Annotated in this window: 19 protein-coding genes, 2 tRNA genes and 1 pseudogene; 7 read left to right on the top strand and 15 right to left on the bottom strand. The window is 70.2% G+C overall.

Going from position 1 to position 23250, the window contains the following annotated elements; genetic code table 11:
• Position 1: 1 nt before the first annotated feature.
• Together ADK36_RS13650 and ADK36_RS13645 are read right to left on the bottom strand one after the other, a co-directional pair.
• Positions 2-1612: a hypothetical protein gene (locus ADK36_RS13650; protein ID WP_053197631.1), complete on the bottom strand. Its 1611-nt coding sequence runs from the start codon at positions 1610-1612 to the stop codon at positions 2-4.
• Positions 1605-2072, bottom strand: a complete 468-nt coding sequence (locus tag ADK36_RS13645) for a hypothetical protein (RefSeq protein WP_199830164.1) — start codon at positions 2070-2072, stop codon at positions 1605-1607. The genes ADK36_RS13650 and ADK36_RS13645 overlap by 8 nt, the downstream gene beginning before the upstream one ends.
• Before the next feature lie 569 nt (positions 2073-2641).
• On the opposite strand from ADK36_RS13645, the gene ADK36_RS48810 reads away from it, so the two are divergent.
• Positions 2642-2866, top strand: coding sequence for a hypothetical protein (locus tag ADK36_RS48810; protein ID WP_159391140.1), 225 nt, complete (start codon positions 2642-2644; stop codon positions 2864-2866).
• Here the strand turns inward: ADK36_RS48810 and ADK36_RS13640 are convergent.
• From ADK36_RS13640 to ADK36_RS50960, 7 genes are all read right to left on the bottom strand, one after another.
• Positions 2832-3056, bottom strand: a complete 225-nt coding sequence (locus ADK36_RS13640) for a hypothetical protein (RefSeq protein ID WP_078950830.1) — start codon at positions 3054-3056, stop codon at positions 2832-2834. The two genes, ADK36_RS48810 and ADK36_RS13640, sit on opposite strands and share 35 nt — an antisense overlap.
• A gap of 200 nt (positions 3057-3256) precedes the next feature.
• Positions 3257-3329 (bottom strand) — tRNA-Glu (locus ADK36_RS48805).
• A 331-nt stretch (positions 3330-3660) separates the two neighbouring features.
• Positions 3661-3763: transfer RNA gene (locus tag ADK36_RS48800), tRNA-OTHER, on the bottom strand.
• Between the two features lie 389 nt (positions 3764-4152).
• Complete coding sequence (locus ADK36_RS13635) at positions 4153-4833, bottom strand: HNH endonuclease (RefSeq protein ID WP_053197626.1); 681 nt, start codon at positions 4831-4833, stop codon at positions 4153-4155.
• Complete coding sequence (locus ADK36_RS49465) at positions 4830-5213, bottom strand: hypothetical protein (RefSeq protein ID WP_053197624.1); 384 nt, start codon at positions 5211-5213, stop codon at positions 4830-4832. The genes ADK36_RS13635 and ADK36_RS49465 overlap by 4 nt, the downstream gene beginning before the upstream one ends.
• Before the next feature lie 200 nt (positions 5214-5413).
• Positions 5414-7117: a recombinase family protein gene (locus tag ADK36_RS50965; protein WP_053197622.1), complete on the bottom strand. Its 1704-nt coding sequence runs from the start codon at positions 7115-7117 to the stop codon at positions 5414-5416.
• A gap of 20 nt (positions 7118-7137) precedes the next feature.
• The gene (locus tag ADK36_RS50960; RefSeq protein ID WP_267887406.1) at positions 7138-7260 is read right to left on the bottom strand and encodes a hypothetical protein; all 123 of its coding nucleotides are present in this window, start codon (positions 7258-7260) and stop codon (positions 7138-7140) included.
• A 192-nt stretch (positions 7261-7452) separates the two neighbouring features.
• On the opposite strand from ADK36_RS50960, the gene ADK36_RS13620 reads away from it, so the two are divergent.
• The 4 genes from ADK36_RS13620 (at position 7453) to ADK36_RS13605 (ending at position 13934) form a co-directional block, all read left to right on the top strand.
• Complete coding sequence (locus ADK36_RS13620) at positions 7453-7896, top strand: SRPBCC family protein (protein WP_048579453.1); 444 nt, start codon at positions 7453-7455, stop codon at positions 7894-7896.
• A 146-nt stretch (positions 7897-8042) separates the two neighbouring features.
• A complete protein-coding gene (locus ADK36_RS13615) occupies positions 8043-10427 on the top strand; it encodes an MFS transporter (protein WP_053197619.1) in 2385 nt (794 codons plus the stop codon).
• 186 nt (positions 10428-10613) lie between these two features.
• Entirely contained in the window at positions 10614-13055 is a 2442-nt protein-coding gene (locus ADK36_RS13610) for an ATP-binding SpoIIE family protein phosphatase (RefSeq protein ID WP_053197617.1), read from the top strand.
• 153 nt (positions 13056-13208) lie between these two features.
• Positions 13209-13934, top strand: coding sequence for a class I SAM-dependent methyltransferase (locus ADK36_RS13605; RefSeq protein ID WP_053197615.1), 726 nt, complete (start codon positions 13209-13211; stop codon positions 13932-13934).
• Between the two features lie 10 nt (positions 13935-13944).
• Here the strand turns inward: ADK36_RS13605 and ADK36_RS13600 are convergent, their stop codons facing one another.
• From ADK36_RS13600 to ADK36_RS13585, 4 genes are all read right to left on the bottom strand, one after another.
• Positions 13945-16560 (bottom strand): immunoglobulin domain-containing protein, encoded by a 2616-nt coding sequence (locus tag ADK36_RS13600; protein ID WP_053197613.1) that lies wholly within the window; start codon positions 16558-16560, stop codon positions 13945-13947.
• 93 nt (positions 16561-16653) lie between these two features.
• Positions 16654-17193: a hypothetical protein gene (locus ADK36_RS13595; protein ID WP_048579448.1), complete on the bottom strand. Its 540-nt coding sequence runs from the start codon at positions 17191-17193 to the stop codon at positions 16654-16656.
• A 219-nt stretch (positions 17194-17412) separates the two neighbouring features.
• Positions 17413-18408: a hypothetical protein gene (locus ADK36_RS13590; protein WP_159391139.1), complete on the bottom strand. Its 996-nt coding sequence runs from the start codon at positions 18406-18408 to the stop codon at positions 17413-17415.
• A 103-nt stretch (positions 18409-18511) separates the two neighbouring features.
• Entirely contained in the window at positions 18512-19300 is a 789-nt protein-coding gene (locus tag ADK36_RS13585; protein ID WP_048579446.1) for a hypothetical protein, read from the bottom strand.
• Between the two features lie 85 nt (positions 19301-19385).
• Between ADK36_RS13585 and ADK36_RS13580 the strand changes: the two genes are divergently transcribed.
• Together ADK36_RS13580 and ADK36_RS13575 are read left to right on the top strand one after the other, a co-directional pair.
• Positions 19386-20426 (top strand): heme/hemin ABC transporter substrate-binding protein, encoded by a 1041-nt coding sequence (locus ADK36_RS13580; protein ID WP_053084633.1) that lies wholly within the window; start codon positions 19386-19388, stop codon positions 20424-20426.
• A 148-nt stretch (positions 20427-20574) separates the two neighbouring features.
• Positions 20575-21223, top strand: a pseudogene (locus ADK36_RS13575) (FAD-binding protein); the annotation flags it as partial.
• Positions 21224-21292: 69 nt separating this feature from the next.
• Here the strand turns inward: ADK36_RS13575 and ADK36_RS13570 are convergent.
• Entirely contained in the window at positions 21293-21709 is a 417-nt protein-coding gene (locus ADK36_RS13570; RefSeq protein WP_048579445.1) for a universal stress protein, read from the bottom strand.
• A gap of 2 nt (positions 21710-21711) precedes the next feature.
• Positions 21712-23229: an APC family permease gene (locus ADK36_RS13565; RefSeq protein WP_048579444.1), complete on the bottom strand. Its 1518-nt coding sequence runs from the start codon at positions 23227-23229 to the stop codon at positions 21712-21714.
• Between the last annotated feature and the right edge of the window lie 21 nt (positions 23230-23250).

Genomic DNA, 23250 nt, shown 5'->3' with positions numbered 1-23250 from the left:
TTCACGCCGACATGTACAGCGGCTTCTTCTTCAACAGGCCTGCGGCGATGGCATCGCACGCGGCTTCATGGGTGAGCACGCTCACAACGGCGAGGTCGATCTTCCGGCGGTGTTCCGGCTTCGCCAGGACGTACCGGTCACTCGGCCGAGCGGCCATGCGTGCGTTGAACATGTGGCGTTCGGTGATCTCGCAACCGTCGTGCGTGAACCCCGAGTCGCGCTTGATGATGTCCGTCTTGATCCGCTCAGCGGCGGCATGCATCTGGACGATGCGGCGCGTATGCCAGCGGATAACGCGGCGTTCGCCGTAGCGCTCCGCCCAGTTGTCGACCTCTGTCTCCCAGTACGGGGGGTCGCAGTACATCAACTTGACGTCGTACGTGCGGAACAGCTCATCAACCGCCGCGTCGACCTCCAGGCGGGGGACCTGTCCACCCCACTCAGCGGGGTCCCACACGGTGGGTCGCTTGCTGGGGCCGTAGGTCGGCGTGAATTGATAGCCATCCATCGTCTCAGCGCGGACGCCTGTCCAGTCGTCGCTGTCGGAGCCGTCGAACCCAAGGACAATCGGGACCTTCATCAGCTTGTACTGGGACGGCGCAGGCTTCTCGCGCTCGCTCGCGCGAGACAACCACTGCGCGGCTTCAAGCCAAGCGCCGTGACCTGCGACGATGCGGTTGCCAAAGAATCGTTCGGCCTGGCCAGGGTCGGACTCCAGTAGCTCCGCCGCTTCGGCCTCGATCGCGTCCAGGTCGATGTGAGGGCAGTCGACGTACACGGCGCGGTGGATGCGGCGTCGTTCCTGCTTGTTCCGGTAGCTCAGCGTGGGCGGAGCCTGCGGGAAGTAGCGGTAGACGTCCTCCGCGCTGGACTCGTGCGTCTTCTGGGCCGTGGAGTACTCGGACGGGTCGTACGCGTTCGTCGTCTCCATGGACCGGCCGGACATGCCGGCGAGGCCGCGACGCATCGTCTCAGCGACTTTGATCATCTTGTTCGTCGCCGTGTACGTGCCTGTCTCGTCCTGGATGGCGAAGGTGATGGGGTTGCCCAGGCGGCTCTGTGCGGACGAGGTGACCACGTCTATTCGGCCCTCGTCGCCGACCTTGACGAACCCCTCGCGCACGCTCATCAGCGCGGACAGGTGGCCGTGCTTGATCATGGCCTTCAGCGGCCGGTAGACGTTCGCTACCTGGTCCTCAGAGGTCGCCAGAAGCTGAATCAGGGGCGTCGGCTGGGGGACAGCCATAGGCTCGCCCTCGCCGTAAACGTACGACCAACCGCAGGGACAGCCCCAGTCGGCGCACTCGTACGCTTCCCCGCCCTCCGCGAAGCCATCGAACACGGTCGGACCCGCGGCTTCGGCCAGGACGACAGCGGCAGCGAAGGGGCCCTTGCCCGACTTCTGGGGCATGATCACCTGGGCACGGCGGTACACGAACGCGGTCGACTTCTGGCCGACCTGGGCCGTGGCCTTGACCGTGTAGAGGTTGCTCGCCACCTTCAGCTGCCACGGCAGCATCGTGAACGGCTTGCCCTGGTCGAAGCCGTCAGGGATGACAGCGTGCCGCTCGATCCACGCCAGCGTGACGACCAGGCACTTGCCGTCAGTCACCTGACACCGCCCTCAGGCGCGCGGCCAGGTCGGCGACAGGGGAGACAGCGGACTGGGGCGCCGACTGGTCGGAATCGTCGTTAACGGGGGCGATCGTCCAGCGGTTTCGCTGCATGCCGGACACGGAGAGGCCCAGCGACTCCGCGAATTGCTTTGCCTGGCCCCAGATGATGGCGGACGATCCGGGCTTCTCAGCGCGGACCAGGAGGCGCACGTAGGACGCCACCTCAAACTCCTGGTTCAGCTGTTCCCACATGACGGCCTGCGGCGTCTCCCAGAGCCGTTCCCAGAGTTCGTACTCACGGTCGCTCGGGGAGGACAGCGGGAAGGCGGGCAACGGGCCGTCGCGGCCGTCGATAGGGAGAGTGACCCACCCCTGGGTGTCGGTCTTGGCCTTGTGGCTCCGCTCGGTGCTGGTCGGCGCCGGCCCGGAGCGGGCGCGTGCTCCACCTCTGGGCATGGGTGATCACCCCCTTCGGGCAGTCACGATGCGTGCGTGTATCGGGGGTCACATCAGGTGTCTGAACCGGGCGCAGGGGCCAGAGCCCTCCCCCGCGTTCTGGAGGTCCATGATCGTTAGGGGTCACCCCCCGGCCCCCGTCACGCTCGGTGACTCAGCGCTGAGTGATCAAGCGCGGTCGTTCCAGCCTCCAGGCTGGTTGCGTGCAGTCGAGCGTGAGTGACAGCGCTTCGTCATCGCCCTGAGGTTGGACCAGTCGTGACCACGTGGACCGAGTGGGCCCAGGCCGTCGATGTGGTCAACCTCCGTGGCAGCTGATCGCAGCGGCGAAGGGATGGATGCACAGTCCTCGCACTCACACAGCGGATGGGCCATGAGGTACGCGCGTCGTGTGCGCTTCCATTGAGCATCGTAGCCAGCCTGGGTGGGCGAGCGTCGTGAACGTCTTGCGTTCGCCTTGCACGCGTCGCAGCGGCCACCAGGCGTCAGCGTGGGACACCCAGGCGTCGGGCATACGGACAATGCGCGATGGGCCACGGCAGCCACCCCCATTGAGTAGGCTTGGAGCCATGACTGAGTTCGAAGTGACGTTCACGGATGGCAGCACTCAGACCGTGGAGGCCCGCTCCATGCGGTACACGGACCACGGTGTGGAGTTCGTGGGCCGCAAGGGCAGCCAAGGCCGTGACGTAGTGGCCTTCGTGCCCTACCTGGCCCTCCAGATCGTCCGTCCCGGCAAGGGCGCGTCCGTCGCCAGCGCTACACCCAGCCGCCCGTCAGAAAGTGGAGCGTGAGCCACACCAGGCCGGCGAGGAGGCTGAAGCGCCGGAAGCGTACCCAGCCGGACGGCATGGGCGACTGGGCCTTGATGCCGAACCAGCGCCAGGCGTGCTCGCTGAGCGTGTCGCCCTTGCGCTTGTCGGCCAGGGCCTTGGCCTCCAGGGCCACGAACGCGGCCAGCCACGCGAGCCACGCCTTCGTCACGGTGGCCTCCAGGGCAGCGGGAAAGTGTCGTTAACGCAGGTCAGAAGCCTGCAAAGCGTTGCGGGTAGTCGGGATTTGAACCCCTCGCGCCGTCGCCAGCGCTTCAACCTGTCGGGCGCGTCCGCCCCTACCCTGTCCGCGCCCAACGGACCAGTCACCCGCCAGGGCGGGAGCGCAGGCTTAGGGCCTGCGGGGCGGAGTGTGCCGGACAGGATTCGAACCTGCATTACCTCCCGGAAGGGGAGGAGTCCTAGGCCGTTAGACGACCGGCACCGCTCTTCCGTCCCCTGATCAGGGGGAGTTTCCGAGCCTGCGGGCGCTACCCGCATGCATGACCCAGACCCGACAGCTACGAGGGGCGAGGGAGCAGCGTTCCCCGACCTGGAGGCCAAACACCCAGGGCGGGGAAGTCTTGGGGCCGTCGCGCCGCAGGGGTTCACCTACGGCCACGGCTACTGTGCGGCATCGGGCGCTCTCACCATCCACCCTCGCTGTCGAACCCTCCGCGCAGAGGTTGATGGGGCCCTGTCTCCCGCCCTCAGGCGTCGCAACAGGGCCCCAGAGCGCGCTCAACGGGGGAGAGGACGCCCCGGAGTCGCGCAAGTCCCTTCGGCTGGTCTCGAACCAGCGCATCAACCGTCGCCACTGTCCTCCCGCCTGGGTGAGGCGTGGAGGGGTGGCCGCTCTACCAACTGAGCTACGAAGGGGCGAGGACTGTCGACGAGGTCCTAGCGCTCAGACCGCCAGGTCGCATTCGTTGCTGAGTGCGCGGCACTCCAGGACCTCGTCTGTCCCTACTACTGACCGGTGAGGATGTCCCCTACCGGGCGGTAACTTGGGGGCATGACGAAGGCCCCCAGCGGGAAGGCCAGGGGCCGAGCGTCAGTCGTTAACGGTTAGTTGCTGTGGGCACGGGCGTGAGCCAGGTCGACCCCTGCCGGGCAGTTGTCACACGGTGCCGTGTCCTCGTCCTTGAACTGTTGCCGCGTCACGCGAACATCTGCGGAGCACCCACCACACTGCATGATCATCGTTAACCCCTCTCGTCCCCGCCAACCTGGCGGGCCTCCAAAGTAGCCGACTCAATTGAGTCGAGTCAAGCCGCCTCGCTTGAGTCGTTAACGGCAGCCTCGCGGGCGGCCAGCTCCTCCTCCGTCAGGCGTTCGTGAACGTCGAAGAAAGGCGCCAGGTAGGGCTTCAGCGCAGGGAAGCGCTCCGCGTAGAAGCGGTACGGGCACTTACCGGACTTGGCCAGGTTGCAGTCCTGGCAGAGTGGCAGGAGGTTGTCCAGCGTGTGTGAGCCGCCCCTGATCAAGGGGACGTTGTGGTCCAGGTGCTCGTATGGGCCACCGCAGCACACGCACGCGTAGTAGCCCTCGTCATCCCAGTGAAGGGCCAGGTCCTCCGGCTGGTGGCCGTCGTACTCGGCACCGACCTCCAGCGCACGGCGAAGCTGCGAGCGACCCAGCATGTAGGCCCTGCGGTCGTCCTCCAGGGCCCGCTTGCGGTCGTACGGACGCTGTTGCTGGCGCTCCGCGGCACGGTAGGCGGGATCCTTGCGAAGGCGGGCCTGGCCGGCGCGGTGGCACTCCTTGCAGCGGGCCAGACGGCCACGGAAGCCGCCCTGGTGGACAGGGAAGGCGTCCAGGCCCTTCAGGGTGTAGCAGAGGCTGCACGCCTTCGCAGGGACGCCCAGGGCGGCCAGACGGCGGTTGACGCGCGTGCGGGCCTGGCGGTCGGCCAGGAGTGGCGCGGGGACTGCGGAGACTGCGTTCACGATCGAGCCTCCCGCCGGTAGGCGCGCGTGCGGCATGAGGAGGAGCAGAACCGGGGCGGGCGCCCACGTCCGGCGTACGGCAGCGGAGAGGAGCACTCAGGGCCCTCGCACACAGCCTCCTCGCGGGCGGCCAGGCGCGCGGCCTCCGCGTCCTCCTGGTCGTCCTGGAGGCCCTGACAGAAGTCGTCCGCGTCGTCGTACGGGCAGATGGACTGTCGGCCAGGGCCGGACGGCTGGAAGGGCTGGCGACACAGCTTGCACGTCCGCAGGGCAGGCGCGGAGCGCTGTACGGCCTTCCGGCAGCGTGGCGAGCACGTACGGCGCTGACGGCCGGTCAGGGGGTCGCCGCAGTGGGCGCAGTGGGTCTCTTGGACGACCAAGGGGACCTCTCCTCAGGTCGGGTGAGCGATTCGCTACCTGACCGGAGAGGAGGTCCCCTGATCTGCGCTGTTCTGAAAGGAGGAGTTCTGTCCCAGCTTCTGGGCTAAGCCCCAAGAGGCGAGAAGAAGTAGAGATTATTTAGTTAGTGGGACAGAACAAAAATAAGAGAACAACTCGCCCGCTGTCGGCCCCTCGGCCCCTACATCACCAGGTACGAGTCCACGTCGACCCCGTCCGCCTTCAGCCGCTTCACCGTCTCCACGTACGGCGCCAGCTCCGCCAGGACCTCGTCAGGCGAAGGCTTCACGGCCTCCGCGGGCGCCGGCAGCGCGTCTAGGAGGGCCTCCTGGTCCTCGTCCAGCTCCTCGTCATCCTCCGCCCAGCGCCGGATCAGGCGGTCCTCCTGGAACCCCTTGATCCCGCGCTTGCCGGGCAGGATCGTCAGTTCCTCAAAGGCTTCGTCCAGGAGGTCACGGCGGTCGTCAACCATGGCGCCCGCCCAGTACTCCGCCAGGGTCTGACCAGTCGGTACCAGCTCTGTCCGCGTGGTCAAGTCCTTCTCGGACAGCTCCTTTTGACGTGCCTGGAGCTGTTGCAGGCGGGCGAACGTGTCCGCGTCCGCGTTCGTGGCCAGGTCGGCCAGTACCTCCTTGATCTCCTCCTCCACGGCGGCCATCTCTTCCAGGCCGGACACGGTCGTCCGCTCCTCGTACCTGGGCATGTGGCCAACCGTGGCCAAGTAGAGGCCAACGATGTGCTGTTCCGCTGGTTCGGCGGACACGGCCACTGGCTTCTCACACGTGCCGCCGTAGCCTCGCGTGGGACAGCGGTACGTGATCTGTGGTACCTCCTTTAGCCGCTTCTCCTTGCCTACGCGGTACCTGCGGACGGAGTGGTGGACAGTCAGGTCCGCCTGGCAGGAGTGGCATGTGAGGAGTCCGGACAGGACGCGTGACGGACGGCCATCAGCAAGCTTGGCCTGGACACCAGTACCGGCCAGGCGGGCGCGCAGGGCGGTCACCTGGGCCAGCGTCAGGACAGGCGGGAAGGGGGCTACGATCTCGCCCTTTGCGTCGCGGAGTGGCCGTCCGTTCTCGGACACGCGGCCCAGGATCGCGTCCCCGGTAAGGACACGGCGCAGGGTGACCCTGGACCAGTGGTCAGCACGGCGGGGCGCAGGGCCGTTGTGGTTCATGCGGCGGACGACCTTGTTGAACGCGTCCGGGGGTGTCTTCAGGAGTGCGTCAGCGGCCTCCCGGACGGCCTTCGCCTCCGCAGGCTCAATGACCAGGACCCAGCCCTTCGGGTTGCCCTCCTCGTCCTTCTCCGGATTGGGAACGGCCTTGTAGCCGAAGGGGGCCGTCCCTCCGCCCCAGCGGCCGGCGCGCTTCAACCGTCGCTCGCGGTCCCGTGAACGCTGACGGATGCGCTCGCGCTCGGACCGGCCTACCTCCGCCTGGATCACGAAGCGAAAGCGGAAGGCGTCGCCGTGGAGGGAGTCCAGGCCGTTGCAGTCGACCAGGCGGACCGGCTTGTGGGATGGCGCACCCGTCGCTGGGTCCTTGCCCTCCACGATGTCCAGGATCGTCGCAGCGACGTTCAGGCCCTCACGGGTCAGGCGGTCCGTAACGGGGTTGACGAGGACGTCACACGCGCCGGTACGTGCGTCGTTGAGCCAAGCCTGGAATTTGTCTCGGTCGCGCCGTCCGCCCGACTTACCATCGTCGATGTGCAAGGCGACTTCTTCGAGATTCTCGCGCGCACAGAGGTCGCGCATGTCCTCGATCATGCCATCAAGTGACAGGTTCTCAGCGTCGGCAGCTACCGACAGGCGGACGTAGAGGCTGGCCCGCTTGCGACGCCGGAACGTGGCGGGAGCGTCCGCCGCGGAGGAGGTAGGCATGCCGACAAGCGTACAGGCACCTAATACGTCCTTGGGGGGACTTTGGGTGTGTCGAAGGTGCGGGTGACCACGGCGTCCGCGCCGAACAGCGCGGCGTCGGCCCGGCTGTGTTCGGACTCCAGGGTGAGGTTCTCCCAGCGCATGGTGCCTCCTCGGTAGCACTGCCCTCAGAATAGAACACATGTTCCCTTGATCGTGCGACCTATCTCCCGGCTTCGTTTCCGATCACTGTGCGATCGCTTCGGTGAGCTGATCGGTACCCCGATTTGGGTGCTCCGGCGGCGGGGTGGTTGGCTTGCCCCAACCCCCGAGAAATCAGGTCCTGGAGGAAGTCAATGGCGCAGGTCGAGGCCACTACGGAGCGGGTCGTCGCGGCGGACGCGGAGAAGGTGTTCGACGCCCTCGCCGACTACAGCGGAACCCGGCAGAAGATCCTGCCCGAGCACTACAGCGAGTACGAGGTGCGCGAGGGCGGCGACGGCGAGGGCACCCTCGTCCACTGGAAGCTCCAGGCCACCAGCAAGCGCGTCCGTGACTGCCTGCTGGAGGTCAGCGAGCCCACCGACGGCGAGCTCGTCGAGAAGGACCGCAACTCCTCCATGGTCACCACCTGGCGGGTCACCCCGGCAGGTGAGGGCAAGTCCCGCGTCGTCGTCACCACGACCTGGCAGGGCGCCGGCGGCATCGGCGGCTTCTTCGAGAAGACCTTCGCGCCCAAGGGCCTCGGCCGCATCTACGACGCACTGCTCGCCAACCTCGCCGCCGAGGTCGAGAAGTAAGTCCCCGGTGTTCGGGGGTCCTTGGCCTCCTCACCGGATCGAGTGGATCTCGGCCGTGTCCGGGACGGTGCCGTAACTCGCCGTGCTTGCTCGTAGTTGTCGCCTATTGCGGGAAATGTGAGCAGGTGCGGCGAGGGGAGCGGTACGTGGGCGGCACGACTCTGGTGCAGGACGAAACCGTCACCGCACCCCCTCCACAGGCTCCACCCCAGGACGCCGAGCCCCAGCTGAGTCCGCGCCGGGTGCGGTTGGTCTTCCTGGGGCTGATGCTCGCGCTGCTGCTGGCCGCGCTGGAGCAGATGATCGTCGCCACCGCGCTGCCGAAGATCGTCGGCGAGCTGCACGGCCTGGACAGGATGTCCTGGGCGATCACCGCCTACCTGCTCACCGCCACCGTCGGACTGCCGATCTACGGCAAGCTCGGCGATCTCCTCGGCCGCAAGGGCGTCTTCCAGTTCGCGATCGTCGTCTTCGTCGTCGGCTCGGCGCTCGCCGGGCGAGCCGAGACCATGGACCAGCTGATCGCCTACCGCGCGGTCCAGGGCGTCGGCGCGGGCGGGCTCATGATCGGCGTCCAGGCGATCATCGCGGACATCGTGCCGGCCCGGGAGCGCGGCCGCTTCATGGGCCTGATCGGCGCCGCGTTCGGGCTCGCCTCGGTCGCCGGGCCCCTGCTGGGTGGCTACTTCACGGACCACCTCTCCTGGCGGTGGTGCTTCTACATCAACGTCCCCTTCGGCCTCGTCACCCTGGCCGTCGTCGCCGTCGTGCTGAAGCTGCCCAAGCCGAAGGCCAAGGCCCGGCTCGACGTCCTCGGCGCCCTGCTGCTCGCCGCCGCCTCCACCTGCCTGGTCCTGCTGACCAGTTGGGGCGGTACCGAGTACGCCTGGGACTCCCACGTCATCCTCGGCCTGGGCGCGGGCGCGGCCCTCGCCACCGTCCTCTTCCTCGTCGCCGAGCACTTCGCCGCCGAACCCCTGATTCCGCTGCGGCTGTTCAGGGACTCCGTCTTCAACGTCACCGGACTCGTCGGCCTGGTGATCGGCGTCGCCCTGTTCGGCGCCGCCAGCTATCTGCCGACCTACCTCCAGATGGTCGACGGCGCGACGGCCACCGAGTCGGGCCTGCTGATGCTGCCCATGATGGGCGGCATCGTCGGCGCCTCCATCGTCTGCGGCCAGCTCATCAGCCTCACCGGCCGCTACAAGATCTACACCGTGCTCGGCAGCGCGCTCTCGGCCGTCGGCATGTGGCTGCTGTCCCGCCTCGAAGTGGACACGCCCCGGCTGCACTACAGCCTCTGGATGGCCGTGCTCGGCGCGGGCATCGGCATGGTGATGCCGGTCCTGATCCTCGCCGTGCAGAACTCCGTGCGCCCCGCCGACCTCGGCACCGCCACCAGCGCCAACAACTACTTCCGGCAGATCGGCGGCAGCGTCGGCGCGGCGATCTTCGGCACGCTGTTCGCCGACCGGCTCACGGACGCCCTGGCCGAACGCCTCCCCACGCGCGCGGGCGGCGAGCTGCCCCACCCCGAGTCCATCACCCCGCAGCTCGTCCACACCCTGCCCCCGGCGCTGCGCGACGACTACATCCGGGCCTACGCGGACGCCATGCCGAGGATCTTCCTGTACCTCGTGCCGGTGCTCGTCCTCGGTCTGCTGATCGCCTTCTTCCTCAAGGAGAAACCGCTGGTGTCCCACAACGCCCCGGCCCCGGAGACGGAATCGGCGCCGGTGAACACCCCGATCCCCGCGGCCCGTTCGCCGTACGCCGCCGAAGTTCCCGTGCGCGGCACGGTGCAGCATCCGGACGGGACGTATGTACCGCGCGCGGCGCTCACGCTCATCGACATCGCCGGGCAGCAGGTCGGGCGCGGCGGGAGCGGCGGCGACGGGCGGTACACGCTGGCGACGCCGGGCCCGGGGTCGTACGTCATGATCGCCGCCGCCGGCGGCCACCAGCCGCAGGCCGTCTCCGTGACCGTCGGTGAGCGCCCCGTCGTACTGGACATCGTCCTCGGCGGCGCCGGACGCCTCGCCGGCCGGGTGCTCACCCCGGACGGCACCCCCGTGGACGCCACCGTCACGCTCACCGACGTGCACGGCGAAGTCGTCGCCACCACCCGCAGCGGACGCGAGGGCGGCTACGTCATCACCGAACTCGTGGCCGGGGAGTACACCCTCGCCGCGAGCGCGGCCGCGTTCCGCCCGGCCGCCGTTCCCGTCACCGTCAAGGCGGCCCGCGAGACCCGTCAGGACATCGAACTCGCCGGCGGCGCCCTGCTGCGCGGCACCGTGCGGGCGGGCGGCGGACGGCCCGTCGAGGACGCGCGCGTGACCCTCCTCGACGCGGCCGGCAACGTCATGGACTCGCTGACCACCGGACCGGACGGCACCTTCCGGTTCGTCGATCTGGCCACCGGCGAGTACACCGTCATCGCCACGGGTTACCCGCCGGTCGCCACCGTGCTCCAAGTCGCCGGAGGGGGCCGTACGGAACGCGACCTTCAGCTCGGGCACGAGGACTGAGCCGACGACCGGGACACCGGCCTGTCCTGCGCGGACGCGCTGTGGACGGGCCCTGCGGCCGATGCGCGAGGCGACGTGAACCTGTCTCATCAATTCCCGTATTGCGGCACATCGCCTCGGCCCTGAGCCGTACGGTGGTGGGGGCGCGCAGATCTTGCGGAGCCTTGGGGAGAGAGGGCCTGGGCGATGGACCGTGGCACCGAGAGGGACGGCGCGGTGGCGGAACAAGCCGCGTCCGGACGGATCCCGCTGGCCGTGGTCGTGGTGGACCGCGAGGGCCTCGTCTCGCACTGGAGCTCCGGCGCACGCCGTCTGTTCGGTGCCGCCAAGGAGGAGGCGCTCGGACGCCCGGCCGTCGACCTGCTGCCCGTCTCCGGAGCGCTCCCCGAGGACGACGACGTCTCCCCGTACGGCGCCTACGCGGCGTACGACGGTCTCGGCCACGATCTCGAATCCTCCCTCGACGGGCGGCTGTACTACCCGGCGGCGGGCCGCGCCCGTCTCACCGTGCCCGAGCGCGATCGCGTCGACGTGCTGTGGTGGGCCTACCCGCTGGTGGGACCCGGGCCGGAGCGGCTGCTCGTGCTCGGCGCCGACGTGGGACGGCTCCAGCAGGACGACCAGGAGCACGACGGGGACACCCGCTACGAGCGTGTCGCTCCCGGGTTCGCCCTGCACACCGACTTCCCCGGCGCCGAGGAACTCGCTCGCAAGCTCCCCGAGATCCTCCCCAGCATGAGCGTCGACGACAGCGCCCGCATCGTCGGACAGATCCTCGAACTGGGCTATCCCGTCCTGGAGTTCAGCCAGAACGACCGGGTGCCCGTCACCCCCGACTGGGGCGTGCCCCGGCGCGTCGAGCGCAGGGCCCGCCGGGAGCGGGCCGCCCGGGCCGCCGCTCAGGGCCTGCCGTTACCGCAGGAGGACCCCGACGACGTCGAGAACCTCGAATACGCGGCCGTACGCGAACGGCTGGAGTTCCTCAACGAGGTCAGCGGCCGCATCGGCACCTCCCTCGATCTGTCGCGGACCATCATCGAGGTCAGCAAGGCCGTCGTGCCCCGCTTCACCGACGTCGCCGGCACCTATCTGCGCGAACAGGTCGTCGCGGGCGAGGGGTTCCCCGAGGGCGTGCCGGACACGACCACCATGTGGCACCGGGTCGCCGTCGAGCACACCGACGAACCCGGCCGCTGGGACGACGTCGTGCCGGTCGGCGAGGCCATGCCCTTCCCCGCGCACACGCCGTTCTTCCAGTGCATGACCACCGGCGATCCCGTGCTTGTGCCGCGCATCAGCGAGGAGATGGGCCATGCCATCGCCTCCCAGTTCGAGAAGCGCGACATCCGGCCGCTCATCACGGGCCGTTCCATGCTGGTCGTGCCGCTCAAGGCCCGTGACGTGGTGCTGGGGTTCATGATCCTGCTGCGCCACCCCGAGCGGCCCGTCTTCAACGACATGGACCGCGTCACCGGCGCCGAACTCGCCGCCCGCGCGGGCCTCGTGCTCGACAACGCGCGCATGTACACGTACCAGGAGAGCGTCGCCGAGACCCTCCAGGACAGCATGCTGCCGCACATCCCGCCGCGTATGGCGGGCTGCGACATCGCCACCCGCTATCTGCCCGGCACCCTCCTCGGCCGGGTCGGCGGCGACTGGTTCGATTCCGTGAAACTGCCCGGCGCGCGCACCGCCCTCGTCGTCGGCGACGTGATGGGCCACGGCCTCAACTCGGCCGCCATGATGGGCCAGTTGCGTACGGCCGTGCAGACCATGGCCGCCCTGGACCTGCCGCCCGCACGGCTGCTGCGCAACCTCGACGACCTCGCCCAGCGCCTCGGCGACACCTACCTCGCGACCTGCCTGTACGCCGTCTACGACCCCATCGCGAGCGAGCTCCACATCGCCAACGCCGGCCATATCCCGCCCGTCCTGGTCCGCGCCGAGGACGGGCGCAGCGAGCTGCTCGACCTGCCCACGGGTGCGCCGATCGGCGTCGGCGGGGTCCCCTTCGAGGCGGTACGCGTGCGCGTGGAGCCCGGCGACCGGATCGTGATGTGCACCGACGGGCTGGTCGAGGTGCGCGGCGAGGACATCGGTGTGGGACTCGCGACACTCTGCGAGTCCGCCGCCCACCCGGCCGCCTCCATGGACGACGCCTGCGACACCGTCATCCGGTCGCTCAACACACGCGGCGGCCGCAAGGACGACGTGGCCCTGCTGATGGCCCGGCTCAACGGCATCGAACCGGAGGACGTCGCCGAATGGCGGCTCCCCCTCGACCCGGTGGAGGCCCGCCGGGCCCGCGCCGTCGTCCGGGAGCAGCTGCACGACTGGGGCCTGGGCGGCCTCGCCGACAGCGCCGAACTGATGGTCAGCGAGCTCGTCACCAACGCCGTACGGCACTCCCACAGCCGCCCCGTCGAACTGCGCCTCGTGCGCGGTGACACGCTGCTGTGCGAGGTGGACGACGACGATCACGACCTGCCGACCCTGCTGAATGCCGGGCCCACCGACGACGTCGGGCGCGGCCTGCGGGTCGTGAGTGTGCTGGCCCGTGCGTGGGGCGCGAGCCGTACGAGCACCGGCAAGGCCGTCTGGTTCGAACTCACGGTCCCGCGCCGCTGACACATCGTGGCCCAAAGGGCGCACGACGGCGTACGGGTCTCGAATGCGGAGTGAAGGTATGCGCCGCGCGCTTGTGGCCGAAACCAGGCCGCGATAAACCGTACTCGCCCGTCACTTCACGGCGGGTCGGCGTCGCAACCTGGGGAGTCGGGCATGAGTGTGACGAGTCGTTACCGGGAGGCCTGGGAGGGCTTCTGGCGTGAAGCCCCCGAGGAACCGGGGGCGGTGTTCTGGGACGCGGAACCGGCCCTGACCGCCGGCCGCCATCTGGCCCTCTTCGAGGCGTACCTGACCGATCCTGCTCTGGCGATGGTGGACCTGGGCTGCGGCAACGGCACCCAGACCCGTTTCCTCGCCGAGCGCTTCCCGCGCGTCGTCGGCGCCGACCTGTCCGCCGCGGCCCTCGACCACGCCCGGCGCGCCGACCCCGCGGGGCCGGCGACGTACCGGTTGTTCGACGCCGTGGAGAAGGCCGAGGCCGAGACGCTGCACGCCGAACTCGGTGACGCCAACGTCTATGTGCGGGGCGTCCTGCACCAGGCCGAGCCCGACGACCGGCAGTCGATGGTGAACCAGATCGCCACGCTGGTCGGTGAGCGCGGCCGGGTCTTCCTCGTCGAACTCTCCGAGTCCGCCAAGCCCGTCCTGCTGGGCCTCGCCCAGGGCCCGTCGGGCCCGCCGCCCAAGCTCGCGCCCGTCTTCCGGCACGGTATCGCCCCCGGCGAGGTGGCCGACGAGTCCGTGCCCGAGTACCTGCGCGCGGCCGGGCTCACCGTCCTCGCCGGCGGCGAACTGCCGTTGATCACCACGGAGTACGGGCCCGACGGCACGCGTATCGAGCTGCCGTCGAGGTGGGTGGTGGCGGGCCGCACGGCGTGACCACCCCAGGTCACTCGACCCTGCGGCCCCGGCGGTAGGCCACCCAGCCCGTGGCTGTCAGGGCGGCCGCGAGCGCGGCGGCGGAGATCACGGTGAGGCCGGTGGAGGCGAGGCCGCCGCCCGCGGTGGACGTGCCGGTGCCGCCGCCGGTCGAACCCGTGGTGCTGCCACCGGCCGTGTCCCTAGCGCCGCCCGTCGTGCCGCCCGAGGAACCGGGACCACCCGTCCCGCCGGTGTCTCCGGGCTCCGGGTCCGTGTCCACCGGGTCCTGTCCGACGAAGCTGACCGGGACCTTCACGTCCTGGGAGCGGTCGCCCGAGAGGGTGTGGTCGGCGCGGGTGGCGAGGACGCACCTGGCCTTGAAGCAGTCGGTGAACTCGTCCTTGGCGTCCACCGACAGCTCGACCTCGAAGGAGCCGCCGTCGCCGTACGGGATCGCGAGGTCCTGGCCGTAGTCCGGCGGGTTGGAGGAGATCCACGCCGAGGAGTGGGACGCGCCGCTCATGTCGACACCGCCGACGCACGGCGTCGGCAGTTCGCCGTCGCCGTTGTCGACACACAGGGCGACGTAGACGCCCTTGTCGGTGTCGTAGCCGGCGCCGGTGACCTTCAGTGTCTGGTTCTCGGTGGCCAGGTGGTTGACCGGGGTGACGGTGAGCTTCTGGCCCTCGGAGCCGGTCTCGGTCCTGCTGCCCGACGGCTCGGACTCCTCTCCGCCGTCGCCGCCTCCGGTGGCGCCGCCGTCCCCGGTGGACTCGGTGACCGTCAGCGTGATCGGCGCGGTACGGGTCGTGCCCACGGCGTTCGTGAACTCGGCGCGGTACCGGTAGCCGTTCTGCGCCGCCCTGGCGGTGAAGGAGTACGCGTTCTTCGTCGCGCCCTCCAGCGCCGACCAGGTCTGGCCGCCGTCCGGGCTGACCTGCCAGCGCACGGTCGGCTCGGGGGTGCCCTCGGCCGCCGCGACGAACGTGACCTCGTCGCCGGGGTCGGCGGACTGGTCGGTGGGGGACTGGGTGACCTTGGGGGACATACGCAGGTCGAGCTTGACGACCTTGCTCTCCGCCTGCTTGGTGACGTACACGGAGGCCGCACCGGGGGTGACGGCGACGCCCGCGTAGGCGCCCGCGAGGCTGCCCGCGAGGGAGAGCGGGTCGGCCGTCCGCCGGAACGTCGCGCTGTCGAGGATCTGGAGCGAGCCGTTCTGGTCCGAGGTGCTCTCGGAGAGGTCCTCGCGCAGCACGAAGGCCCGCCCGGTGGTCTTGTCGAAGGCCGCCGCCGTGGGCCGGTCCGCGCCCGTCAGGGTGGTCAGCGGCTTGCCGTCCTTGTCGAAGACGAGCACCGAAGTCCCGCTCGCCACCCAGACGTTGCCGGTGGCCGGGTCCGGTTCGACGAAGAAGACGGAGTCGGCGGGGAGTTCGGCCGTGGCGGTGACCTCGAAGGTTGCGGTGTCCACACGGCGCAGCACCGGCTTGCCCTCGCTGGTGCCCACGGACCAGGCGGTGCCGCGCGCGGCGTCCACGCCGAGTTGGTTGCCGCCCTCCAGCGTGACGGTGTCCCGCACGGCGCCGGTGGCGATCTCGACGCGGCGCAGCTCGGGGCCCGCCGCGACCAGGACGGTGGAGGTGTCCGCGTCCTGACCGACGCCGGTGAACGTCGCGCCGTTGAACCAGACGCCCCGCGCGACCGCGTCCCCTTGCTTGGCGGTGCCTATGCCGCGCAGCGGGTAGTGGAAGACCACGCCGTCGCCGGGGAGCGGGCCGGCGATCCGCCGGACCACACGGGCGGCCATCGCACCGTTCGGGCCGGGCGCCTGGGCGATGTGCCCGAGGACCTTGCCGTCACCCGGGTCCAGGACGTAGAGGCCCTGCTCGGCCACGTCGGAGGTGTCGGGGATGTTGTCCGAACCGACGTACAGCTTCCCCGAGCCGGGGTGGAGGAGGAGGTCCAGGGGGCGTCCTGCGGTGGTGAACTCGGCCGCTTTCACATAGCTGACGGTGCCCGGCGGGACGTCCACACCGTCGCCGTCGCCGTCCCCATCGCCCGGGTCATGGCCCTCGAAGGTGATCGGGATGCGGACGTCCTGGGAGCGGTCGCCGGGGCCGTTGTGATCGACACGGGTGACGACGGAGCAGGCGACCTCCAGGCAGTCGAGGCCGCTGTCCTTGGCCTTGACACCCAGGTCGACGTCGAAGGTGCCGCCCTCGCCCCACCGTTCGGCGACCGTGCCCGCGCCCTCGTCGGAGGCGTCCCTGGGGATGATCCACACCGAGGAACCGCTGCTGCCGCTCTGGTCGGCGCCGCCGAGGCAGGGGGTGGGGACGCGGTTGTCGCCGTTGTCCTTGCAGACGGCGACGTAGACGCCCTTGGTGTCGTCGTAGCCCTCGCCGGTGACGCGCAGGGTCTCGCCGGCCGGGTCGATGTTCGCGGAGGCGGAGACCGAGAGCTTCTGGCCCTGCTTGCCGAGGGCCGTCCTCGGGGTGTCGGCGGCCTGGGCGGGCGAGCCGACGGTCACGGCCGTGGCTCCGGCGGCCACCAGGGCGACGGCGCCCAGAAGCGCCGCGGGGCGTCTGAGCCGGCGTACGGCCGGGGTGGCCGGCCGCCGCCGCGTGGTTGTGTCGTCTGTCATGGCGGGTTCCTACGGGAAGGAGTTCGGGATGCGGACGTACCGGAAAGGGCCGGCCGGGTGGCCGGCCCGAGTACCAGTCGGTGCTACGCGCGCTTACTGGAAGGTGATCGGGACGTGCACGTCGTAGTTGCGGTCGTTGCTGTCGAAGTGGTCGGCACGCGTGACGACGGCGCAGTCGACGTCCTGGCCGCAGACGGTGCCGTCGTCGAGGGTGGCCTTGACGTAGATGTTCACGTTGAAGGTGCCGCCGGAGCCGAACTTGGAGCTGTTGGCGAACATGCCGCCGAAGGTGTTGTTGACCCAGTGCGAGGCGCCCGTGGAGCCGGTCTCGTCCTGGCCGCCCAGACACGGGGTGGGCTTGTTCGCGCCCGGTGCGCCGTCGACCACGCACAGACCCACGTAGATCCCCTGGCCGGTGTTGAAGCCGGAGCCGGTGACGTTGATGACCTGTCCGGCGGCGGTCGCCGTGTTCGGGGCGGTCACCGAGAGGTTGTACGTCGTGCCGCCGTCGGTGACCGTGCGCGTCGAGGTGGCGGCGGAGGCCGAGGTCGCCAGGCCCAGGGTGAGGGCGGAGGAGGCGATGACGGCGAGGCCGGCGCGGGCGGTGGTACGGGCGGAGAGGACGGGTCTCATGGTGAGCGGACACCTTTCTGGGGTGCGACAACCCTGCGGGGGTTATCTGCGGGTGGTTAGGTAAGGCAAACCTAAGTATGAATTCCCGTCGCTTGTCAACGCATGGCGATGTACTTCCAACTCCCGTATCCAGAACGGCAGTTGAGGGCGGTTGGGTATGCCGAGGAGCGGGCCGCGCGGCCCGCTCCTGGTTCGGATTCGCTCCTTCTCGCGCCCGGGTCAGCCCGAGGGCCGGACCTCGAACCGGGTGGCCGCCACGCGTTCGCCGGTGACGGAGCGGAGCTCGACCGTGTGCGTGCCCTCGACGGAGGTCGCGTACACCGGGAAGGCCCGTGAGACACGTCCCTCCTCGTCGGCCACCGCCTGGTACCGGGTGTCGGCGTCGATCGCGACGAGGACGACCTCGCCGGGCTCGAACCCCGCGCCGCGCACGGTCTGTTCGCCGCCCGCAGCCAGGTCTCCGGCCGACACGGTCGCCGCCGGTGAGGACGGCGTGGCGCGGTCCGGCTGGCTCGGCTGTTTCGGCCCGTTCGGGGCCGTGGTGTCCGGCGACGGAGACGGTGTCCCGGCGGGTGGCGCGGAGCCGCCGGGCCCCGGGGAGGGGGCGCTCCCCGTACCGACCGTCACATCGAGTCGGCCCAGAGGGTCGCCCTCGGCGAACGGCTCCCCGCTCCACTCCGCCAGCAGCCGCGCGCCCTCGCCCGTGAGTGACGCCCGCAGCCCGGCCCATGTCACCCCGCCTGCCCGTACGGCAGGGGCGGCGCCGTCCGCCGTCATGGCGGCCAGCGCCAGCTCACGCGCGTGGCCGTCGGTGGTCGTACGGGCGTAGAGGGCGCCGCTGCCGCCGTCGTCGCCACCGTCCAACTCCAGTCGCAGGCCGCCCAGCGTCAACGGCGGCATCGCGTCGGAGGCCGGAAGGATCCGGGCCGTGCCGCCCAACTCGATCTCCGCGGCGCCCGATTCGGGATCCGCGCCGCCGCCCGTCGCCGGGAACCAGGCGCGGTCCACGGATCCTCCTGTGGCGGGTTCACCGACGGCGATCGTCATGTCGTGGTCGGCCGGCTCAGCATCGGCCGTCGTCCAGCTCGCGTACCCGCCGGACACCGGGCGCGGGAACGGGCCCGCGTCCTGTGCGACCGCCGACCCCGCGCCCGGACAGAGCAGCGCGAGCAGGGCACCGCCTGTCACGGCGGCGGCGCCGGGTCTTTTCCCCATCTTCAAGTCCCCCTCTGGAATATCTGGAACGTCAGGAATGTGCGGTCAGGTGCGGGGCGGGATGCGAGTGCCGGCCCGTACTGCGGTCATCCCGCGTTCACGGTCACCCCGCGTTCGCCGCGCGCCGCCGCCTGCGGGCCCAGAGCCAGGCCCCGGTGCCGGCCGCGACCAGGGTGGCCGCCGTCCCGCCGGCCGTCAGGGCGGCGGAACCGGTGCTCGCGAGCGGCCCGTCGGACGTCGTGTCGCCGCTCTCGGCCGAACTGCCCCTACCCCCACCGCCGGTCGTGCTCGCCCCGGCCGACGCGGTCGGCGTCGCCGAGGCGCCGTCGCCGTTCGACGTGTTCCCGCCACTGCCGCCGAAGGTCACCGGGATCCGGACCGTCTGGCTCTGGTCGCCGCCCCGGGTGTGGTCGTTGCGGGTGATGACGGCGCATTTCACGCCGGACTTGGCGCAGTCGGTGTTCGCGTCCTTGGCGCGCACCTTGAGCGGCACGCTGAACGAGCCCTTGTGGCCGCTGCCTTCGTACGGTTTCGCCAGTCCCTCCCCGTATGACGGCGGGTTGGAGGAGACCCAGGCGGACGCCCCGGACTCACCGGACATGTCCACCCCGCCCACGCACGGCGTGGGGGTCTTACCCGCGCCGTTGTCCACGCAGAAGGCGACGTAGATGCCCTTCTCGGTGTTGTAGCCGGAGCCCGTCACGGTCACCGTCTCGCCGTCCGGATCGAGGCCGGAGGACTTGGAGACGGTGAGTTTCTGGCCCTCGGGGCCCGTCGCCGAACCGCTTGCCGCGGCTGCCGGCCCGGCGGCCGGAAGTAGCAGGGCGGCCACGGCCGCGAACCCGAGGAACGGTCCAACTCCCGTGCGGTGCAGGCTACTTGCCCACGCCATGGAACACCCCCACCAGAGGAAACTAAGGTAAGCCTAACCTAAAGTATTGCTCGGTAGTGTGCCAGCAGAGAGGGAAGGGAAACCCATGCGCGCATCCCGGAGACATCTCGCCGTCCTCGGCCTGACGCTCGCGCTCGTGTCGGGCGCCTGCGCCGGGGGAGGTTCTTCCGGCTCCTCCGGTTCGGGTGGGACCGACGCTTCCCCCGCCTCCGCGAGCGCCCGCGCCGCCGCGGCCGAGAAGCGGCTCGCGAAGAACACCCTCGTCCCGCTCGAAGGTGAGCCGCCCGCCCCGAAGTTGCCGGTCACCGTCGACTCCTCCGACGGTCGCAGGGTGACGGTGAAGGACGCCTCGCGCATCCTGCCGCTCAACGGCGGTGTCGCGGAGATCGTGTTCACGCTGGGCCTCGGTGACCGGGTCGTCGGCCGGGACGTCACCGCCACGTTCGCGGAGGCGAAGAAGCTCCCGCAGGTCACCAAGGCGCACGACGTGAGCGCGGAGAGCGTGCTCTCGCTGCGGCCGACGGTCGTGCTGGCCGACACCGACACCGGCCCCCGGGAGGCCATCGACCAGATCCGGGACGCCGGCGTCCCCGTCGTCGTCCTCGACCCCGCCACCGAACTCGCCGACGTCACCACCCGCACCACCCGCGTCGCCGAGGCGCTCGGCGTCCCCGAGGCCGGCGAGGCCCTGAACAAGCGCATGAGCGACGAACTCGCCGCCGCCCGCGCCGCCGTACCCAAGGGCAGCAGGCCCAAGGTGGCCTTCCTGTACATGCGCGGCAGCGCGGCCGTCTATCTGATCGGCGGCAAGGGGTCGGGCGCCGACTCGCTGATCGAGGCCGCGGGGGCCCTGGACGCGGGCAAGGAGGCCGGACTGGACAAGCCGTTCACGCCGATCACCAGCGAGGCCCTGGTGCGGGCCCAGCCGGACGTGATCCTGATGATGACCAAGGGGTTGGAGTCGGTCGGCGGTGTGGACGGTCTGGTCGATATTCCGGGGATCAGCCAGACGCCGGCCGGGATGAACCGCCGGGTCGTCGACATGGAGGACGGGGTGCTGCTCGGCTACGGGCCGCGGACGCCGTCGGTGATCGACATCCTGGTGGATCGCATCCATCAAACGTGAGAAGAGTTCACGGTTGCGGCATCTGGCGACCGCGGCGACCCCCAGGGCTGCCGTCGGTAACACCCGCTGCCACAGCGGCCTCTCGTGTGCCTCCCGCCCCGCGCAGCACCCCTGCGTCATGCCCCTGCGTACCTCCGGAAGGCAGCCCATGGAGAACCCGTCGTCAGCCCCTGCCGCGATCACCCGCGGTCGTGCCCTGACCGTCGCCGGCGGGGTGCTCGCCGGTGCCGCTCTCGCGCAGGCGACGTTCCCGGCCTTCGCTGCCTCGGCCGGATCCGCGGACGCGGACGCCATCGTCGTCGGCCACGGGCTCGCCGGGCTGGTCGCCACGGCCGAACTGGAGGCGGCGGGACGCAAGGTGCTGCTGGACCAGGAGCCGGAGGCGAGTCTCGGAGGCAGGCGTTCTGGTCCTTCGGCGGGCTCTCCTTCGTCAACTCCGACGAGCAGCGGCTGATGGGCGTCAAGGACTCCCACGACCTGGCCTGGCAGGACTGGCTGGGCACGGGCTTCGACCGCGGGATCTCCGACCCGTCGGGGCAGGACTACTGGGCCTACAAGTGGGCCGAGGCGTACGTGGACTTCGCCTCCGAGGAGATGCGGTCCTGGCTGGCCGGGCTCGGCATGCAGTGGTTCCCCATCGTCGGCTGGGCCGAGCGCGGCGGCGGGCTCGCGGACGGACACGGCAACTCGGGCCGCGCTTCCATGTCACGTGGGGAACTGGTCCCGCAGTCGTGGAGCCCTTCGAGGAGAAGCTCCTCACCCGGAAGACCCTCGGCGGCTGCCTGTTCTCGGGCCGCACGGCGGGGCGGGCGGCGGCAGCGGCGACGGCGACCTGAACCGCTCGTCCCGGTGGGCACACAGGCGGCTCAGGTCTCGGTCGGCACGCAGAGGACCGGGACGCCGGAGAGGTGCAGGAGCTTGTGGGGAGTCGAGCCCAGCAGCGCCCCGCGCACCGGGCTCTCGCCCCACGTGCCCACCACGATGAACCGCGCCGCATGGCGTGACGCGGCATCCATCAGCGCCGGTGCGGGCTTCTGGTCGATGAGCTCGACCGTGGCCCGCACACCGGCCTCCTCCGCCACCCGGACCGCGTGCTCGAGGGCGAGCTGACCGGCTTCGCGGACCGCCTGCTGATGGGCGGCGTACTCGTCGCCCATGGCGCCCGGGGCCGCGGCGCCGTAGACCAGCACGAGGGGTTCGTCGAACGCTGCCGACAGCTCGATCGCGACGGTCAGCGCACGCACGGCGCCCGGGGACTCGTCGAAGCCGAGGACGACTGACATCTTCAGGACTCCTTGCTCCCCGGCCCGTCACCGTCGACGAGGGAGGGGTCGACCACACCGGGGCGTTCCGACCAGAACACGGGCGCCAGCAGCCGCCGTACGACCATGATGACCACGCCGGTGACGGCGATGCCGATACCGATGACGAGCGGGGGACCGAGCCCGAACCACGAGTCGCCGCTGTAGGAGTTGGCGGGGTCGGACATGTCGATGACCGATTCCACCAGCAGCCAGGCCAGCAGCCCGGCGCCGACGAGCGGGCCGAGGCCGATGAGGACGAAGTGGTGGACGCTGCGCGTCAGATGGCGGCGGTAGTAGACGACGCAGGCGACGCCCGTGAGCGCGTAGTAGAACGCGATCAGCAGCGACAGCGCGGTGAGCGAGTCGAACAGCGCGTTGGAGCTGATCTCGCTGACGACGAGGTACCAGGCGATGGCGATGCCGGCGACCCACCACGTGCTCACGTCCGGCGTGCGGAACCGCGGATGGATCCGCCCGAAATGCGCGGGCAGCGCATGCCGCCGCGCCATGGACAGCGCCGTGCGGGACGCCGGGATGATCGTCGTCTGGGTCGACGCCAGCGCGGACGTCGAGACCGCCAGCAGTACGACCCAGTGCCAGCCGCCCATGGCCTCCTCGGCGAGCAGGGCGAAGATGAACTCCTCCTCCGCCGCGTTCTCGGCCAGATAGGCCGCTCCGGCGTAGGCGACCACCGCGAAACCGACCGCCACATAGGTCACCAGCAGAATGACCGTCGACCACACGGCGGCCTTGCCGGGAGCGGTGGCGGAGTCCTCGGTCTCCTCGGTGAGGTTGACCGCCGACTCCCAGCCCCAGTAGATGAACACACCCAGCAGCAGGGCCCCGGTCAGCGATGCCCCGCCGGCTCCGAAGGGGTCCAGCCAGCTGATCGACGGTTCGACGGCGTCGAGCGTGCCGGTGTCGGCGTACACGCGGTACAGCGCCACCACGGCGAAGGCGAGCAGACAGACGACCTGCGCGAGGATCAGGATGTTCTGCACCTTGGCCGACACCTCGGTGCCGATGACACAGATGGCCGTCATCACCAGGATGAGCAGCACCGTGAGCAGCCGGCGAAGCACGTCGTCGTCCACCCAGCTGTCGAGGCCGAGGGCGAGCAGGGCGAAGGTCACGGCCACGTCCGCGAGCGACCCGACGACCAGCACCCCGGTCATCGCGATGGCCCAGCCGCCGAGCCACCCGGCCCACGGCCCCATGGCCCGGGTGACCCAGGAGAACGTGGTGCCGCAGTCCTGGTCGGCCTTGTTGAGGTAGTAGAACGCCGAGGCGATGAGCAGCATGGGCACGAACGACGCCAGCATCACACCGGGGGCGTGGATCCCCACCAGCGCCACCACCGGGCCGATGACCGCCGCCACCGAGTACGCCGGGGAGGTGGAGTTCAGCCCGATGACCAGTGCGTCGAGGAACCCGATCGCATTGGGCTTCAAGCCGGCGGACTGCGGCGGCGGGCCCGCGCCCGCGAGGTCCTCGGCCATGTTCCCTCACTCCCGTACTCC

Origin of the sequence: Streptomyces viridochromogenes (assembly GCF_001270495.1) — a bacterium.
Taxonomy (GTDB): domain Bacteria; phylum Actinomycetota; class Actinomycetes; order Streptomycetales; family Streptomycetaceae; genus Streptomyces; species Streptomyces viridochromogenes_A.
The sequence above is the reverse complement of the archived record's forward strand: the minus strand, read 5'-3'. Positions and strand labels throughout refer to the sequence as shown.

Excerpts from the sequence above, each read along its gene's own strand:
- ADK36_RS13645 (WP_199830164.1), bottom strand. The coding sequence starts at position 2,072 with ATGCCCAGAGGTGGAGCACGCGCCCGCTCCGGGCCGGCGCCGACCAGC.
- ADK36_RS48810 (WP_159391140.1), top strand. The coding sequence starts at position 2,642 with ATGACTGAGTTCGAAGTGACGTTCACGGATGGCAGCACTCAGACCGTG.
- ADK36_RS50965 (WP_053197622.1), bottom strand. The coding sequence starts at position 7,117 with ATGCCTACCTCCTCCGCGGCGGACGCTCCCGCCACGTTCCGGCGTCGC.
- ADK36_RS50960 (WP_267887406.1), bottom strand. The coding sequence starts at position 7,260 with ATGCGCTGGGAGAACCTCACCCTGGAGTCCGAACACAGCCGGGCCGAC.
- ADK36_RS13620 (WP_048579453.1), top strand. The coding sequence starts at position 7,453 with ATGGCGCAGGTCGAGGCCACTACGGAGCGGGTCGTCGCGGCGGACGCG.
- ADK36_RS13610 (WP_053197617.1), top strand. The coding sequence starts at position 10,614 with ATGGACCGTGGCACCGAGAGGGACGGCGCGGTGGCGGAACAAGCCGCG.
- ADK36_RS13605 (WP_053197615.1), top strand. The coding sequence starts at position 13,209 with ATGAGTGTGACGAGTCGTTACCGGGAGGCCTGGGAGGGCTTCTGGCGT.
- ADK36_RS13600 (WP_053197613.1), bottom strand. The coding sequence starts at position 16,560 with ATGACAGACGACACAACCACGCGGCGGCGGCCGGCCACCCCGGCCGTA.
- ADK36_RS13595 (WP_048579448.1), bottom strand. The coding sequence starts at position 17,193 with ATGAGACCCGTCCTCTCCGCCCGTACCACCGCCCGCGCCGGCCTCGCC.
- ADK36_RS13590 (WP_159391139.1), bottom strand. The coding sequence starts at position 18,408 with ATGGGGAAAAGACCCGGCGCCGCCGCCGTGACAGGCGGTGCCCTGCTC.
- ADK36_RS13585 (WP_048579446.1), bottom strand. The coding sequence starts at position 19,300 with ATGGCGTGGGCAAGTAGCCTGCACCGCACGGGAGTTGGACCGTTCCTC.
- ADK36_RS13580 (WP_053084633.1), top strand. The coding sequence starts at position 19,386 with ATGCGCGCATCCCGGAGACATCTCGCCGTCCTCGGCCTGACGCTCGCG.
- ADK36_RS13570 (WP_048579445.1), bottom strand. The coding sequence starts at position 21,709 with ATGTCAGTCGTCCTCGGCTTCGACGAGTCCCCGGGCGCCGTGCGTGCG.
- ADK36_RS13565 (WP_048579444.1), bottom strand. The coding sequence starts at position 23,229 with ATGGCCGAGGACCTCGCGGGCGCGGGCCCGCCGCCGCAGTCCGCCGGC.